At 68.9% G+C, this 16,731-nt stretch carries 10 protein-coding genes and 1 pseudogene; 8 read left to right on the forward strand and 3 right to left on the reverse strand.

From position 1 onward, the window contains the following. The first annotated feature begins 51 nt into the window (after positions 1–51). From U9983_RS03980 to U9983_RS04005, 6 genes are all read left to right on the forward strand, one after another. Complete coding sequence (locus tag U9983_RS03980) at positions 52–1,653, forward strand: long-chain-fatty-acid--CoA ligase (RefSeq protein WP_322752712.1); 1,602 nt, start codon at positions 52–54, stop codon at positions 1,651–1,653. Positions 1,654–1,741: 88 nt separating this feature from the next. Then, the gene (locus U9983_RS03985) at positions 1,742–2,605 is read left to right on the forward strand and encodes a methyltransferase domain-containing protein (RefSeq protein ID WP_322752713.1); all 864 of its coding nucleotides are present in this window, start codon (positions 1,742–1,744) and stop codon (positions 2,603–2,605) included. Positions 2,606–2,880: 275 nt separating this feature from the next. Continuing rightward, positions 2,881–4,782 carry a molecular chaperone DnaK gene (dnaK, locus tag U9983_RS03990; protein ID WP_322752714.1) on the forward strand — a complete coding sequence of 634 codons (1,902 nt, stop codon included), beginning with the start codon at positions 2,881–2,883 and terminating at the stop codon, positions 4,780–4,782. Then, positions 4,779–5,390 (forward strand): nucleotide exchange factor GrpE, encoded by a 612-nt coding sequence (locus tag U9983_RS03995; protein WP_322752715.1) that lies wholly within the window; start codon positions 4,779–4,781, stop codon positions 5,388–5,390. Before dnaK ends, U9983_RS03995 begins: the two co-directional genes overlap by 4 nt. A 5-nt stretch (positions 5,391–5,395) precedes the next feature. Continuing rightward, positions 5,396–6,415, forward strand: a complete 1,020-nt coding sequence (locus U9983_RS04000; RefSeq protein WP_322752716.1) for a DnaJ C-terminal domain-containing protein — start codon at positions 5,396–5,398, stop codon at positions 6,413–6,415. 2 nt (positions 6,416–6,417) lie between these two features. Then, complete coding sequence (locus U9983_RS04005) at positions 6,418–6,777, forward strand: chaperone modulator CbpM (RefSeq protein ID WP_322749605.1); 360 nt, start codon at positions 6,418–6,420, stop codon at positions 6,775–6,777. A 47-nt stretch (positions 6,778–6,824) separates the two neighbouring features. Here the strand turns inward: U9983_RS04005 and U9983_RS04010 are convergent, their stop codons facing one another. The 3 genes and pseudogenes from U9983_RS04010 to U9983_RS04020 all read right to left on the reverse strand — a co-directional run. Further along, positions 6,825–7,601: an alpha/beta hydrolase gene (locus U9983_RS04010; protein WP_322752717.1), complete on the reverse strand. Its 777-nt coding sequence runs from the start codon at positions 7,599–7,601 to the stop codon at positions 6,825–6,827. A 141-nt stretch (positions 7,602–7,742) separates the two neighbouring features. Next, positions 7,743–8,045 carry a helix-turn-helix transcriptional regulator gene (locus U9983_RS04015; RefSeq protein ID WP_322752739.1) on the reverse strand — a complete coding sequence of 101 codons (303 nt, stop codon included), beginning with the start codon at positions 8,043–8,045 and terminating at the stop codon, positions 7,743–7,745. 1,247 nt (positions 8,046–9,292) lie between these two features. Continuing rightward, a pseudogene (locus tag U9983_RS04020) lies at positions 9,293–9,736 on the reverse strand (AAA family ATPase); the annotation flags it as partial. A 319-nt stretch (positions 9,737–10,055) separates the two neighbouring features. Between U9983_RS04020 and U9983_RS04025 the strand changes: the two are divergent. Together U9983_RS04025 and U9983_RS04030 are read left to right on the forward strand one after the other, a co-directional pair. Further along, entirely contained in the window at positions 10,056–10,754 is a 699-nt protein-coding gene (locus U9983_RS04025) for a hypothetical protein (RefSeq protein WP_322752718.1), read from the forward strand. Positions 10,755–10,827: 73 nt separating this feature from the next. Further along, positions 10,828–16,728, forward strand: coding sequence for a TIR domain-containing protein (locus U9983_RS04030; RefSeq protein WP_322752719.1), 5,901 nt, complete (start codon positions 10,828–10,830; stop codon positions 16,726–16,728). Positions 16,729–16,731: the final 3 nt, after the last annotated feature.

Genomic DNA, 16,731 nt, shown 5'->3' on the forward strand with positions numbered 1-16,731 from the left:
TGTAAACCAGAAAACAGCTGAGAACCGTTCGAGAACTGAGGAGTCCGCCCGATGCCCAGTGCGATCTACCATCCAAGCATCCGAACGCTCGCCGACACGGCGGCCTTCCACGGGCGGCGGCAACCGGAACACACCGCCATCATCTGCGAAGGCCACGCCGTCACCTACGGCCAGCTGCACCGCGAGAGCAACCGCACGGCGCATGCGCTGCACGCCCACGCCCGTGGCAACAGCCACAGCCACAGGCACCAGCCGCGCGTCGCCCACCTCGGTAAGGATTCGGAGCACTTTTTCGACATCCTGTTCGGCTGCGCCAAGAGCGGAACGACGCTGGTACCCCTCAACTGGCGCCTGACCGCCGGCGAAATCGCCCACATCCTGCGCGACTCCGGTGCTGAAGTGCTGTTCGTGGGAGCGGAGTTCCTCGGCATGGCAGAAAAGGTCGGTACCGAGCTTCCTGAACCCCCAACGTTAGTCCTGCTCGACCAACCGGACGCCGTTGGTGCGGGTTTCCTGGTCTGGAAGGCGGAGCATCCCGACACCGACCTCGACACGAATCCGGCGCCCGAAGATCCCCTCGTGCAGGTCTACACGAGCGGTACGACGGGTCGGCCCAAGGGGGTCGTACTCGCCCATCGCAGCTTCTTCACGATCCGCGACAGGCTTGCTGAGCACAACCTCGACTGGGTCGACTGGCAGCTCGGCGATGTGAATCTGATCAGCGTGCCCGGTTTTCACGTCGGCGGTCTTTGGTGGGCCATTCAGGGCTTCAGCGCCGGCATCACCAACGTGGTGACACCCATGTTCGTCAGCCGGGACGCCATCGACCTCATCCGGAAGCACGGGATCACCACCACGTGCCTGGTACCGGCAATGTTGCAGATGATGCTCGCCGAGCCCGGAGTGAGCCACGCCGACTTCACGACCCTGCGCAAGGTGGCGTACGGGAGTTCCCCCATCACGGAGAAACTGCTCCAACAGTGTCTAGCGACGATCGGCTGCGAGTTCACCCAGATCTACGGTCTCACCGAATGCGGCATGGCCGCGGTATTCCTGTCACCGGACGAACATGTCGTCGGTGGCCCGCGTATGAAGGCCGCGGGCCGCCCGTGTCCAGGCATCGACCTTAAGATTGTCGACGACAGAAGAAGACCTCTGTCGGTCCACACCGTCGGTGAGATCTGCATCCGAACGCCTGCACGCATGCTCGAGTACTGGGGCCTACCAGATGCCACAGCGGATACGCTCGTCGACGGCTGGATTCACACCGGGGACGCCGGATACCTGGACGAGGACGGCTTTCTGTTCATCTGCGACCGGATAAATGACACCATCATCGTCGCTGGCGAGAATATTTACCCGGCGGAGATAGAAAACGCTCTGGCCGGTCACACCGGCGTATTTGAGGCGGCGGTCGTCGGGATACCCGACGACCGCTGGGGCGAAGCCGTCCACGCGTTTGTCGTGCCACAGCCAGGCCAATACGTGAGTCCACGCGAGCTCATGCTCTTCCTCAAGGGAATCATCGCGGATTTCAAGATCCCCACCAGTTACGCCCTCATCGACCAGCTACCACGAAACCCGAGCGGAAAAGTTCTTCGTCGCATACTACGCGACCAGTTCTGGCAGCACCGGGAACGAAAGATCAACTAGCCAGCCAAAAGGCGTGCGATCATGATTCTCCTCGCACGCCCGGCGACCCCGAAAAACCTGGTCCGCCAACAGAAAGGTCACCACGGCCATGAATGGGCGAACACCCGCAATAACCGGCACCGAGCCCCTGCGGACCAGCTATGTTCTCGACAACGCATGGCATGCCGAGCGGGAACGGCTCGGTAGCATCACAGAGCTCTACGACGCCGGTACCCTGGAACTGAGTGAGAGACTCGGGCTGACAACGGGCTGGCGCTGCCTGGACCTCGGTGCCGGGACCGGCAGCATTGTGGAACTGTACGCCGACCGTGTCGGTCCAACCGGCGAGGTACTCGCCATCGACGCCGACACCCGCTTCCTCGACCCGCTCGACGGCGGCAACATCTCGGTCCGCCGCTCCGACGTCACCGTGGACCCACTCCCCGCGGACCGCTTCGATCTCGTCCACGCCCGCCTGCTGCTTGAAAGCGTCCGCACCCGAGACGACGTGTTGCAGGCGATGAGCACGGCCGTCCGACCGGGTGGATGGGTGCTGGTAGAGGATCTCGACTGGTCCACCGCGTCCGTCATCGACCCACCCGCCGAGGTACATCAGCGGGTCGTCAGAGCCTGCGAAACGTTCTTCAGCAACCGTTCCTACGACCCGTACTACGGTCGGAAACTGCCCCGCGCGTTCCAGGCCGCGGGCCTCGTCGACATCGGCACCCAGGCTGTCTCGATCCAGGTCCAGTCGGACCCGGAGCATGGCCTCCGGACGTGGGAACTCCTCGTCGATCAGCTCGGCCCAGGCATGCTCGCCGACGGGCTGGTGACTCAGGCGGACATTGACGCCTTCCACCAGCTCTGGCACGACGGCACCACCGTCTGCTTCGGGCCGCTGCTGGTCAGCACCTGGGGTCGTAGACCCGTCCTCGACGACGTGGCCGGACCAGACCGCGACCCGACCGGGTGATCAGCATCCTGGCAGCTGGAATGCCAGAGCGGATTTTCGGGTGGGACGGGTGCATGCCGGACGCGCCGGGTAGGCCTGGAGTCACAAGGCACCTCCGGACACCGTGCAGGCGCCTGGGCAAGGAGGTGACGAGGCGGAACAGCCGGTTGGCGCGGTTGCGCGTGTGCCCCGCCAACACGACACAAAGGGCGCCGCCGTCCGGCTCCCCACGGACGGTGGTCCTGGTGACGAGACGTGGACGAACGCCACCACGGCGATCGTCGGAGGAACAACCCATGGCCAAAGCCGTCGGAATCGACCTCGGAACGACCAACTCAGTGATCGCCGCCTGGGAGGGCGGTGAACCCACGGTCATTGCGAACGCCGAGGGTGCGCGCACGACCCCGTCCGTGGTCGCGTTCACCGAACCCGGTGAACGCCTGGTCGGCCAGCTGGCGCGACGGCAGGCGATCCTGAATCCCAAGGGCACGATCTACTCGGCCAAACGTTTCATCGGCCGCCGCCACGACGAGGTGGCAAGCGAGGCGACGGCGGTCGCGTTCGACGTCGTGCCCGGCCCCGACGGACTCGCCCGTTTCACGGTCCGGGGGAAGCTGTCCGCCCCCGAAGAGATCAGCGCGATGATATTGCGCAAGCTCGCTGACGACGCCGGGAAGTTCCTGGGCGAGAAGGTCACCGAGGCGGTCATCACCGTCCCGGCCTACTTCAACGACGCCCAGCGCACCGCGACCCGGGACGCGGGAAAGATCGCCGGACTCGGCGTGCTGAGAATCATCAACGAGCCGACCGCGGCGGCGCTGGCCTACGGGCTGGACAAACGTCAGCACGAGACCGTGATGGTGTTCGACCTCGGTGGCGGCACCTTCGACGTGAGCATCCTCGATGTCGGAGACGGTGTGGTCGAGGTGCGTTCGACCGCCGGGGACACCCATCTGGGCGGCGACGACTTCGACCGCAGGCTGGTCGACCACCTTGCGGACGACTTCCGACGCGAGCAGGGCATCGACCTGCGCGACGACCCGCAGGCGCTGCAACGGCTGTTCGAGGCCGCGGAGAAGGCGAAGGTGGAGCTCAGCTCGGTGACCCAGACGCAGGTCAACCTTCCGTTCGTCACCGCGGACGCCGCCGGCCCGCGGCACCTGACCGCCACGATCATGCGGTCGACCTTCGAGCAGATCACCGCGGACCTCCTCGGTCGGTGTCTCGGGCCGGTCCGTCAGGCCATGGATGACGCGAAGGTGACCGGTGACGACCTCGACGAGGTCATCCTGGTCGGCGGCGCGACCCGGATGCCGGCCGTGCAGTCCCTGGTGCGCAGGTTGACCGGCGGCAAGGAACCGAACATGAGCGTCAACCCGGACGAGGTCGTGGCCCTGGGCGCCGCGATCCAGGCCGGGGTGCTCAAGGGCGAGGTCACCGATGTGCTGCTGCTCGACGTGACACCGCTGTCGTTGGGGGTCGAGACCCGTGGCGGCGTCCTGACGAAGATCGTCGATCGGAACACGACGATCCCGGCGCGGCGCGCGGAGGTGTTCTCGACCGCGGAGGACAACCAGTCCGCGGTCGACGTCGTCGTGCTCCAGGGCGAACGGGAACGCGCGGCCGACAACCGGGTGCTCGGCCGTTTCCAACTGCACAACATCCGGCCGGCGCCACGGGGCGAACCGCAGGTCGAGGTCACCTTGGATGTCGACGCCAACGGCATCCTCAACGTCACCGCCCGCGACAAGGACACCGGTGGCCAGCAGGGCATCACCATCACCGAGAGCTCCAATCTGGACCGCGGCGAGATCGATCGGATGATGGCCGAGGCCGATCGCAACCGCGCGCAGGACCAGGCGCTGCGCCAGGCGGTGGACGCCCGCAACGAGCTCGACGCCGTCGCCTACCAGGTCGAACGCCGGCTGGGAGAGCTCGGGGACACCGCCGCCGAACACGAGCGGGCACGGGCGGAGATGCTGGTCGGCCAGGCGCGTGAAGCCGTCAGGCAGGACGCACCGCCCGACCGGGTCCGGCCGCTTACATCCGAACTTCAGCAGGTCTATCACGGCCTGATGGCCGCCAGGACCCGACCCGACGGGCAGGCGGGCGCCACCGGCGGCTCGGCTGGTGGTCCGGCAGGCGGCGAGGACGTCATCGACGCGGACTTCGACCGAAGCGAGCCTGAGCGCCCATGACCTCCACCGACCCGCCTGCGCACGCCTGCGACAGCCCGGCTGACCATCCGGCGCCGGACGATGACCGGTCGGCGTTGGACGACCGGGAGGACCATCTGCTCCGGGCACTGGCCGATCTGGACAACATGCGCAAGCGGTATGCAGGCGAGCTGCGTCGGGAGCGGGCGGCCGAACGCAGCACCGCGACGGCCGCCTGGCTGCCGGTGCTCGACAACCTCGAACGCGCGCTGGCCCACGCCGACGCCGACCCGAGCGTGATCGTGGCGGGGGTGCGGGCCGTGCGCGATCAGGCCGTGGAGGTATTGGACCGGCTCGGTTACCCACGCCGCGACGAGGTGGGGGTGCCCTTCGACCCGGCCCGGCACGAGGTGGTGGCCGTAGTCGAGAACACCGGCGCGCCGCCGGGAACGGTCCTGGATGTGGTGCGTCCCGGCTATGGCGATGCCGAGCGGCAGCTGCGGCCGGAGGCCGTCGCCGTCAGTGGACGGCAGGATGGCGTCGCCGTCAGTGGACGGCAGGATGGCGTCGCCGTCAGTGGACGGCAGGATGGCGTCGCCGTCAGTGGACGGCAGGATGGCGTCGCCGTCAGTGGACGGCAGCAGGACTGACAGCCATGGCACGCGACTACTACGAGGTGCTCGGCGTGCCACGCGGTGCAGGCGCCGAGGAACTCCAACAGGCCTATCGCAAGCTCGCGCGCACCTACCATCCCGACGTGAACGCCGATCCGGCCGCCGAGGAGCGGTTCAAGGAGGTCAACGAGGCCTACAGCGTGTTGTCCGACCCGGGTACCCGGGCGCGCTACGACCGCTTCGGGCCGGACTTCCGCCAGATCCCGGCGGACTTTGACGAGCGGGCAGCCGCGGCGGGCTTCGGCCGGGGCGCACAGGGCCGAGGCGCACAGGGCCGAGGCGCGCGAGCCGGCGCCGGCCGCGGACGGACCCGACGCGATGGTGGGGCAGCCGCCGGGCAGGGCTTCGATGGCGGGGGTTTCAGTGGTGACGGGGGCTTCAGCGGGGGCGTCGGTGGCGACGGGTTCGGGATCGACTTCGAGGATCTCGTCGGTGACCTGTTCGGCGCCCACGGCGCGGCCGGCCCCATCCCCGGAGCCGATCAGGAAGCTGAACTGGAACTGACCGTGGAGGAGGCGTTCCACGGTGGCCGGCGGCGCGTCACCCTTGCCGGGCCGGCCGGACCGCGCAGCTACCAGGTCATGATTCCCCCCGGCGTGGTCGACGGACAGCGAATCCGGCTCGCCGGGCAGGGTGGGCAGGGCAGGGCTGGCGGCCGGGCCGGCGACCTGTACCTGGCGGTGCGGATCGCGCCGCATCCCCGCTACCGGCTCTCCGGCCGGGACATCCACGTCGAGTTGCCGGTGACGCCGTGGGAGGCCGCGCTCGGTGCGAGCGTCGCGGTCACGACCCCACGTGGCGAGGCGAAGGTCCGGGTCGTTGCGGGTTCGTCCTGCGGGCGCCGGCTGCGCCTGCGGGGCGAGGGGATGCCCAACCCCAACGGGGGCACCGGCGACCTGTACGCCGAGGTCCGTGTGATGGTCCCCCCGACCCTCACCCCTACTGAACGCCAGCTGTTCGAGCAACTCGCCGCGGAGTCGACCTTCACCCCGAGGACGTGACCATGAACGCCCACCCGCGGCCGGAGCGCCGGCCGGCAGCGCCCGAAACCGTTCGGGTGGGCTACCCGCTCGCCCGGCGCTCCCAGCGACTGACCGTGGACGCGCTCGCGCGGCGAGCCGGCCTGCATCCGGACCTGGTCCGCCGGTTCGTCGCGCTGAGCCTGCTGGACGCGACGCGTGACGCCCGTGGGCAGCTGTGGTTCACCACGGACGCGCTGGTCACGCTCGGTCGCATCCAACGGCTGCGGGCCGGGCTTTCGCTGAACTACGCGGCCGTCGGCCTCGTGCTGGACCTGCTCGACCGGGTCGAAACGCTCGAGCGCGAACTGCGCGGCCATCCGCCGACGTCCCGTCCGGGTTGACCAGGTACCAGACGCGTCCGCCGCCGGTGGCCGGTGGCCGGTGGTTCCTATGGTCGCGGGTCGGTTTGCGCCACGAAGCCGGCCAGGATGCGGTTCACCACCTCGGGGTCGGCAAGCATGATCAAGTGCCCGCAGCCGCGGACCTCGGCCGTCTCCAGCTGCGGGCACAGTTCACGCAGCCGCTCGGTGTCGGCGGGGAAGCTGCCGGCTATGTACAGCAGTGGGCAGGTGATCTTGGCCAGGGCGTCCTCGGACGGGTAGGCGATGAAGTGCCGCCAGGTCGAGACCAGCACGTGCCCGGGGGTGGCGGTGACCTCGGCGATCGTCTGCTCCCGCACATCGTCGGAGGTACCCGGCGCGAACACCAACTCGTCGGCGAAGCCGCGGATCGCCGCCAGCCAGTGCTCGGACTCAAGGCCGGTGAGGAACTGGCGGGCGGCCTCGTCGAATCCCGGGCCGGCGAGAGTCGGACCGTCAAGAACGCACAACCCTCGGACGAACTCGGGGTAGCGGCTGGCGAAATCGAAGGCGATCCGGTCGAAGCTGTGCTGGACGACGATCGCGCGGTCGAGTCCCAGTTCGCGACATACGGCGGCCAGGTCGTCGGCCGCGCCTTCGACGGTGTAGTCCTGTTCGGGTTTGTCGGACTCACCGTGGCCGCGCCGGTCGAGCGCTACCACTCGGTGGCTGGTGGCGAAGTGCGCTACCTGCGGCGCGAAGTTGGTCCGGTTCCCGCCCCAGCCGTGGACGAACAGAATCGGCGGTGCACCAGCCCCGCTGTCGTCGTAGGCGATACCGACTCCGTTGATCTCCATGGTTGCCATCGGTCTCCCTTTCGTCGTTCGAAACACCGTTTCGTCTTTCGAAACACCGTCGGGATGACCTTAGGAAGGCGTGCGCTTATCAAGCGTCGACAATTGTCGTCATCTTCGGTTCGAACCGCTGCGGCCGGCTGCTACCGAGAACTATGTAGTCCGGTTGGTCGGTTTGGCGCTCAGACCGTGTGCGATGGCGAACGCGGTGGCCTCGGCCCGGTTTCGGGCGCCGATCTTCGTGTAGATGTTCGCGACGTGGCGGTTGACCGTGAGCAGCGACAGGACGAGATCGGCCGCGATCTCCTTGCTCGTCCGTCCGGCCGGAGCAGTCCGAGTACCTCGACCTCGCGCGGAGTCAGCCCGGCGGGGCGGGGCCGCGTCGAGGTGTCGTCGTATCCCAGAATCACCGAGTGGGACACGGTCCCGAGCAGATGGCGCCGGTGGCCGGACCACAGCCCCTCGACCAGTCCGAATGCCCGCTCCAGGTGACCGTGCGCGGCGGCGACGTCACCTGCGAGCGCCGTGCGCAGGGCAAGCTGCGCGCACGCCTCGCTCCTGGCGACCACTGACCCGACCCGTTCACCGACTGCCAGCAGTTCCCGGTAGCAGTCGGTGGCGACGGTGATCCGGCCGTGGCGGAAGGTGAAATCCCGGCCCACCAGGTCGAGACCGCGCATGACCGCCCGCGGACTCGACCAGCCCTGAACCCGCGCCAGCAGTGCCTGTGTCTGTTCGACGGTTCTCGGCTGGAACGGTTCGATCGCGCGGGCCTGGTCGTCCTCGCCGCCGCGGGAGCGCAGGACCGCGACGGCGTCGGCCGGGTACTCCCGCCATCGCCCGACCCGCACCCACGCCATCGCACCGGACTCAACGGTGTCAACCGGGTCCACGGCGACCGCCAGCCGGGCCCACGTCAGGGCTTGCGCCTGCGCGACCGCCAGCCGCCGAAGAACCTCCGCCTGTTCGTTGCCGCCTTGGGCCGGCATCAGCTCCAGGGCGTTGCCAAGCAGCCGGACGGCTTGGCCGTGAGCGTGGTCGCGGCTGGCGGGCTCGGCGGCATGCAGGCAGTGGACGACGCCGCGTTCGGCTCCCGGCAGCGCCCGGGACCGCAGGTACTGCTCCGCGACGGCAGCGTGATCGGTGGGCTGTTCGCCTTCGAGGACGTCGGCGGCACGGCGGTGCAGGCGGGCAGCCCGGTCGGGATTGATCGAGTCAGCCAGCGCGTCGCGGACGATCGCGTGCGCGAACGCGTAGGGGGGCGCAGACATTCGCCGTCCGTCGCGTCGGACGAGTTTGCCGCCCTCGACCAGCCCTCGGGCTACTTCGCAGACGTAGAACGGATTTCCCGCCGTGTGCTCGTGCACCGCGCGGACGACCGCCCGCGGCACCTCGTCCGTCCCGGCTGGCTCGTCCGTCCCGGCTGGCTCGTCGCCACCGGTACTCCTGGCGCCGGTACTCCTGGCGCCGGTCTCGCCGAAGGTCCGAGCCAGGTAGCGCCCCACGCCGGTCGGGTCGAGTCCGCGCAGCCGCAGGTCAAGATAGCCGTGGATGCGGACGAGGGATCCGAGCAGAGCAACGAGCGCAGTGTCGCCGGCAATACCGGCAATACCGGCAATACCCGACACCGCCGGGTCGGGGTCCCGATACGTGCCGATCAGTACAATGCCGGCGACCACCGCTCGCGCCGCGACGTAGCCGTAAAGCTCGAGGCTGTCCGCCGTCGCCCAGTGCAGGTCGTCTGTCACCACGACGGTCCCCGTACCGGCCCCGGCCCCAGCGGCAGCAAGGGTCTCATGGGCTGACGCGAACACCCGCAACCGTGCCTCGCGTGGGTTCAGCTGCCCCGTGCCGATGTCAAGGCCTCCGAGCGGTGCCATTGCGTCCACCCACGGGCCGTACGACGATTGGGCCTGGCCCTGGAAGCACACACCCCACAACACCCGGACACCGGCGCTGGTCGCCATCTCGGCGAAGGCACGACAGAGGGCTGTCTTGCCGACGCCTGGCTCGCCGGAGATCGACACGACGCTGCCCTGACCGGACCGCGCGCGTTCGAGAGCGTCCTGCAGCAACGCCAGCTCCGGCCCGCGCCCGACGAGACCCCCCACGCGAACGCATGCTACGCGCGAAGCCACAATCGGCACCGGGCTTCCCGGGCTTCCCGGGCTTCCCGGGCTTCCGGACCTTCATCCACCCTCCGTCCGCCCGCGTGGACCGGAGAACGACCCCAACCGCCGACGCTAGGCATGGGATCTGTCTTCCCGCAGGTCAAACACCTCCCGCCGGAATGCCGTAAAAAAAGCACTTTTCCATCATCGAAATGATGGCTAACATGCGTTCTCAGTACTGCCTTCACAGTATGGCCGGAGTTGCCGCGGTACTCACGACTCCGGCCATGGTGACGCGAACACCGTCGGGCACCTGCGCAAGCGTATTAACGCATCGAGTAGAGGACCCACGCCGATGACGTCCTACACCCAACTACGCGGCCAGGTCGACGGTATCCGCCACGGTGCCGTTCCCGACTGGTTGACGCGGGCGCTGGTAAAGGTGGCGACCGCGCCCGAGGACGCTACCGTGCTGTGCCATCCGCTGGGATTCCTGTGTGTGCCGGTGTGGCGATTCGGCGACGGTGGTGTCTGCGTGCACGTGTGGACCCGGCAGGTCCCCGCGGCGCGCCCGACCACATCACAGGTGCACTGCCACAGTTGGGACCTCTACAGCCTCGTGCTGGCCGGCGAGGTGCACAACCACCTTCCGCGGGTCGTGCCGGTTGCCCCGGTGCGCATGGCCACCGTGCCCACGGCTCCGGCAGCCACCCATCGGCTCTTCGAGGTCCACAGCCACCACGACGTGGACGAGATTCAGGCCACCGGCGAGCTCGTGCGCTGCGAGCCGGGAAGGGTGGAAAGCGTACGCGCGGGTGACGTTTACACCATGGCGGCCGGGACGTTCCATCTGACCGACATCGTCGGCGGTGAGGCGGCGACCCTGGTGCTGGCTCGCAACCGACCGGGCGGACGCGACCAGACGGTCGGAGCGGTCCACCTGCCAAACCATCGCGTCCGGCGGGCGCACGGCGATTCCATCACACGCAGGTGGGCGGCCCGGTTCGTCCTGCGGCTGCTCACCGAGCCCCGGCCGGTCCTCCAACCGGTATAAGGGCATACCTCCCCACGCACACGACATCGCGTGTCTCTTCAACCTCGCGGTATCCCCACGCCATACTGGCAGAATGCCGCCACAAGCCCATCCGACCCGTACGGGCCGTCCGTTGGACTTCTTCATCAGCTACTCCGTGGCTGACGGGCGCTGGGCGTCCTGGATCGCCTGGGAGCTGGAGACCGCCGGCTACCGCACCATGATCCAGGCATGGGACTTCGTTCCCGGCACCAACTTCCTGGATTTCATCGACCGTGGGGTGAGTGAAGCGACCGCTGTCATCGCGGTCCTGTCCCGCCGCTACCTTGAATCCAACTGGACCCGGCTGGAATGGCTGGCGGCTCTCGACGCGGACCAGTCCAGGAACAAGCTCATCACCGTACGCGTGGAGGACTGCAAACCCGACGGCGTACTTTCGAAGATTACGTTTGTCGACCTGGTCAATGTGACAGACCATGAGCAGGCACGCGCGCTGTTACAGGGGAAAGTTTCCGCCGCGCTTTCCGGCCGCGCAAAGCCGAGCGTCGGTCCTGGTTACCCGCTGTCAGCTGCTGCGGATGCCGTCCCACTCGTGGACGCCCCACCTGCGGCAATCGGTCCACCGGTCGCTCCGAGCCGCGTCACGACCCGCAGGGTTCCCGCCGCACCGCCCGCGTACCCCCCGTCAGCGCGCTCCGCCCGCACGCCGCGGGAATCCGTCACGGTGCTGCACCTTGCCGCACCGCGGATACCGCGGCGCGACCCGAATGGCGGGCGCTCCGCCGGCGACGACCTCCAGGCACGGGTCTGGGGGGACGTCACCCGGCTCGTCCACGCCGGAGCACCCCAGCCGGACCTGCTCGTCATCACCGGCGACGTGACCAGGTCCGGCCACCTGCGGGAGTTCGAGGAGGCGTTGACCTTCATCGCCGGTCTGCGGGCGCTGCTGAGCCTCGAACCCCACCGGCTCGTAGTCGTCCCAGGCAGTCACGACGTGAACCATGCCGCGTGCCGCGCGTACTTTGCCGACCGCGACGCCGACGACATGAAACCGATGCCTCCCTACTGGCCGAAGTGGCGGCACTTCACCAGGTTCTTCCGCGAGGTCTATCAGGGCGTCGAGGGCCCGCTGTTCGAGGCCGACCAGCCCTGGTCACTGTTTCACGTCACCGACCTCGACGTGGTGGTCGCCGGGCTCAACTCGACGATGGCGGACAGCCATCGCGAGGCCGACCACTACGGATACCTCGGCGACACCCAGGCCAGCTCGTTCGCCAACCAGCTGCGACCGTTCGAGCGGGAGGGGTTGCTGCGTATCGGCGCCGTATACCACCCCCCGCGACCAACAGGCGGCGGTCCGGCCCACGAGGCAGTCGTGCTGCGTGACACCGCTACCCTGGACCGGCTGGTAGCGGCCCGCCTCAACCTGCTCCTGCCGGGGCTACGGGCGGGTGGCCAGGGCGAGTCCAGCATGCTGCGCTCCGGCCTGCCGGTGCCGCCGGCACCCGCACCCGGGCGGCTTCAGCTGCTGACGCTCGACCCCGACGGGCTCACCCGCTGGACCGACGGCGACGGCCCGAACCTCACCCGGACCGGGCATGCCGCCGGGGTGGAGAAGCTGCGTCGGCGCTGGCAGTCCGTCGGCGTGACGTTCCCAGCCACGACCACCAACAGCGCCGGCAGCCCGGCCGGCACCGGCACCTCCACCGCCGTGCCGAGCGTCACCCTCGTGACCGGCGACGGGTCCGATCCGGACGTCGGACCGCGCGGTAATGCCGATCCGCTCGCCGCCCACCTCGAGCGAATCGAGGAGGTGTGCCGAACCCGGTACCCCGATGCCCGCATCCGCCGGGTCACCGGCCCCGTTCCGCATCTCCTGGTCACCTACGTCGAGGACGGCTACACCCGCCAGGCCCGGATCGGCGCCCACCTCGGCCCGATCACCCGAGACGACGTGGAGGAGTTCGTCCAGCACGTCCACACGGTGGAACCCGACCTCCGTTCAGAGATCGTCACCGATGTTCCCCCCCAGCAGACCCTGCGCGAGGAGGCGTGGCGCCGGCGGGTGCGCGTGCGCAGCTTCATCGAGTTCCAGGGCCTGTTGGATCTCAGTGACTTCGTGGCGGACCAGAACACCCGGCTGGCCAACGACCCGCAGTATCGGTCAGGCTTGTACGTCCCACAGCGCTACCGTGAACTTGTCGGGACGGACCGTGATATCCATGACGGACTCGCCGAAGAGTTACTGCGGCTGCTCGGCCAGGACGAGGGCCGGTTCGTCCTGCTGCTCGGCGACTTCGGTCGGGGCAAGACCTTCGCCCTGCGTGAGGTCGCCCGGCGGGTGCCCACCGAGCTGCCCCACCTGACTCCGATCTTCATCGAACTCCGCGCCCTGGACAAGGCCCACACCGTCTACGGGCTGGTCGCCGCCCACTTTGCCAACCACGGGCGGAACCTCATCGATCTGACGGCGTTTCGGTACATGCTGCGGGAAGGCCGCATCGTGCTGCTGTTCGACGGCTTCGACGAGTTGGTGAACCGGGTCACCTATGATCGGGCAGCCGATCACCTGGAGGCGCTCCTGCAGGCAGCCCAGGGCAACGCAAAAATCATCATCGCCAGCCGGACCCACCACTTCCGCACCGAGTCCCAGGTGCTCACCGCGCTCGGCGAGAAGGTCGGGCTGCTGCCGGGGCGCCGGGTGTTGAGCGTCGAGGATTTCGTCCCATCCCAGATCCGCACCTACCTGGTGAACCACTACCGCGGGGACGAGACGGCCGCCGACGAACGCCTGACTCTGATCAAAAACGTTCAGGACCTTGCCGGGCTTTCCGCCAACCCGCGGATGCTGAGCTTCGTGGCCGACCTGGACGCCGCCCGACTGGCCGAAGTGGCGAAAGCCGGGCATACCCTGTCCGCGGCCGGGCTCTACCGGGAGATCCTCACGTCCTGGCTCCAGTTCGAGGTACGACGCGCCCAGGGTGTCCAGGGAATGCCTGTCACGCTCAGCCTCGACGACCTGTGGACGGCGGTACGAACCCTCGCGTTGCTGCTGTGGGAGTCCGGGGAGTCGTTCCTGCGCCTCGATGAAATCAGCGAGGTCGCGACTGCCCTCACCACGTTGGCCAAGGGAAGTATGTCCGCCCAGCAGGTCACCCACGCCATCGGGGCCGGCAGCCTACTGGTGCGCGCTGACGACAGCCTGTTCGGGTTCATCCACTTCTCGGTGATCGAGTGGCTCGTCGCCGATGACATCGCCCACCGTTTCAGGCATGGCGAGTCCCACCCCGCGTTGTTGTCCAGACGTCACCTGTCCCGGCTGGCGGTCGATTTCCTCTGTGACCTGGCATCGGGCAACGCATGCCGGGCCTGGGCCACCGACGCGCTCGCCGGGTCGGATGTCGACAGCGTAGCCCGGGCCAACGCGTTGAAGATCAGCGCTCGGCTGCGCACCCCCCTCCACAGCGACCTGCGGGGACGATCGCTACGCGGTGAGGACCTCTCATACCGCGAGATGCGCGCGGTCGACTTCACCGGCGCGGACCTCACCGACGCCGTGCTGACCGGCGCCGACCTCGCCGGTTCGATCATGAGAAACGCCATCCTCGTCGCCGCCCGCCTCAACGACACCGCACTTACCGGCGCGGACCTCACCGGCGCGAACCTCACCCGGGCGCGCCTGCTCGGGTGCGACCTGCGGGATGTCAATCTCGACGATGCGTCGCTGCGGTACACCGCCCTCGTGGCCACGAGGGCTGACCCCGCGGTACTGGCCGATGCGCGCCACCGGGGCGCGGCCGTCAACCCGGGTCAGGATGTCCAGGTCGAGTTGGCACCGTCCGCGGTCGGAGTCTCGTTCGGCTTCGAGATCGGCCGGCTCCCCGACCCGGTCGCCTACAGCCCGGACGGTGCGATCCTGGCGATCGCGTCCGAGGACGGCGGGGTCCTCACCTGCGACGCGGCCACCGGCAAGCCGCTGCGGACGTTGCAGGGCCACCAGAGCCGCGCCTACGCCGTCCGTTACGCCGGCGACGTGCTGGCCAGCGGTTCCAGCGACACGACCATCCGGTTGTGGGAACCGATGACGGGCCGCCCGCTGCACACGTTGCGCGGCCACGCCGACTGGGTCTGGCCGATGGAACTGAGCCCGGACGGCAGCGTGGTCGCCGTCGGCGACAGCAGCGGCACCGTCCGGTTGTGGGACACCTCTACCGGCCAGGTCCGCACGCACCTCGCCGGGCACGCACCCCGGGTGTGGACGGCGGCGTTCCACCCGGACGGCAGCCTGCTCGCCACCGGCGACGACGGCGGCACGGTACGGCTGTGGAAGACCGCGACCGGCGAGCTGCACCTGGAGATCGTCTGTTCCCGGCCGGTGTACCGGCTGACCTTCAGCCCCGACGGCAGTCTGCTCGCCACTGCTGGTGACGGCGGTGGCGTCCACCTGTGGGATTCCACTACCGGTGAACTACGGGAGAATCTCGCCGGTCACGAACGTGCCGTGTACACGCTCGACTTCCACCCGGATGGGCACCTGCTGGCCTCCGGCGACGTCGCCGGTGTTGTCCGGCTGTGGGGTCTGGATGGAGCGCGGACCCGGCGGGTCGCCACCCGGCACACCGGCGCGGTGTACCGGGTGCTGTTCAGCCCGGACGGCACGCTGCTGGCCACCGGCGACAGCGACCGGGTGCTGCGGCTACTCGACCCGGTTACCGGCGAGCAGCGCCACGAGCTCACCGGGCACAAGGGCTCCGTCTGGCCGATGGCCTTCCGGCCGGACAGCGCCCAGTTGGCCACCAGCAGCAACGACGGCACCGCCCGACTGTGGGACCCGGCAAACGGCGGATGCGTACGGGAACTGTCCGGGCACGGCCGGCGGCTGACCGCGGTGCGCTTCAGCCCGGACAGTTCCCTCCTGGCCACCAGCGGGAACGACGGGGCGGTGTGGCTGTGGAATCCCCGGACCGGTGAGCGTCGAGGCCACCTGACCGGTGCCGCCGACCGCCTCACATCCGCCATCTTCACCCCGACCGGCGCCACGATCGCCGCGGCCAGCAGCGGTGGCGGTGGTGTGCACCTGTGGAACCTGGAGATGCCCGGCATCGACGGCCCTGGAACCTACGAGCGGGAGCTTCGGGTCGAGACCGACCACGTCTGGGCGGAGGCGTTCAGCCCGGACGGCGACATGCTGGCGACCGCGAACGACGACGACTCCGTTCAACTGTGGTACCGCTCGACCGGCCGGCACGTGCGGACGTTCACCGACCACCGGGGCCGGGTCCGCTCCGTCGCCTTCAGTTCGGACGGCGCTCTGCTGGCCACCGGCTGCGACGACAAACTCGTCCGGTTGTGGGATGTCAGGACCGGGGAGTGCCGTCGTACCCTCCCCGGCCACGAAGACCGGGTGTACGCGGTGGAGTTCAGCCCGGACGGCGCCCGGCTCGTGAGCGCGAGCAACGACGGCACGGCCCGACTGTGGGACGCCGGTACCGGCGAGCTGCTGCGTACCTTCACCCAGCACACCGGACGGCTCTGGTCGGCCACGTTCAGCCCGGACGGCACTGTGCTCGCGACCGCCGGCGACGACCTGCTCATCCGCCTGTGGGACCCCGACAGCGGGCGCTGCCTGGACCTGCTCACCGGGCACACCCGCCGGATCTGGTCGCTGGACTTCAGCCCCGACGGCACCCGGCTGGCAAGCTGCGGCGACGACGGCACGGCCCGGCTGTGGGACGTCTGTCGGCCCGGCGCCGCCACGCTGTCCGTCACACTGGTGGGGCACGGCACCGGGTGGGCGGCGTTGGCTCCCGACGGCGGGTACAAGGTCGGCGGCGACGTGGCCGGCGAGATCTGGCATGTCATCGGTATGTGCCGGTTCGAGCTGGGTGAGCTCGACGACTACCTGGACGCCGTGCGTCCGATGCCGATGGAGACGGTCTTCGGACCTCCCGCCGCAGGGGACCCGCTACAGACCGCAGCAGACCCCCATAGATAACAT

The organism is Protofrankia sp. Cas3 (assembly GCF_963555955.1).
Lineage (GTDB): Bacteria > Actinomycetota > Actinomycetes > Frankiales > Frankiaceae > Protofrankia.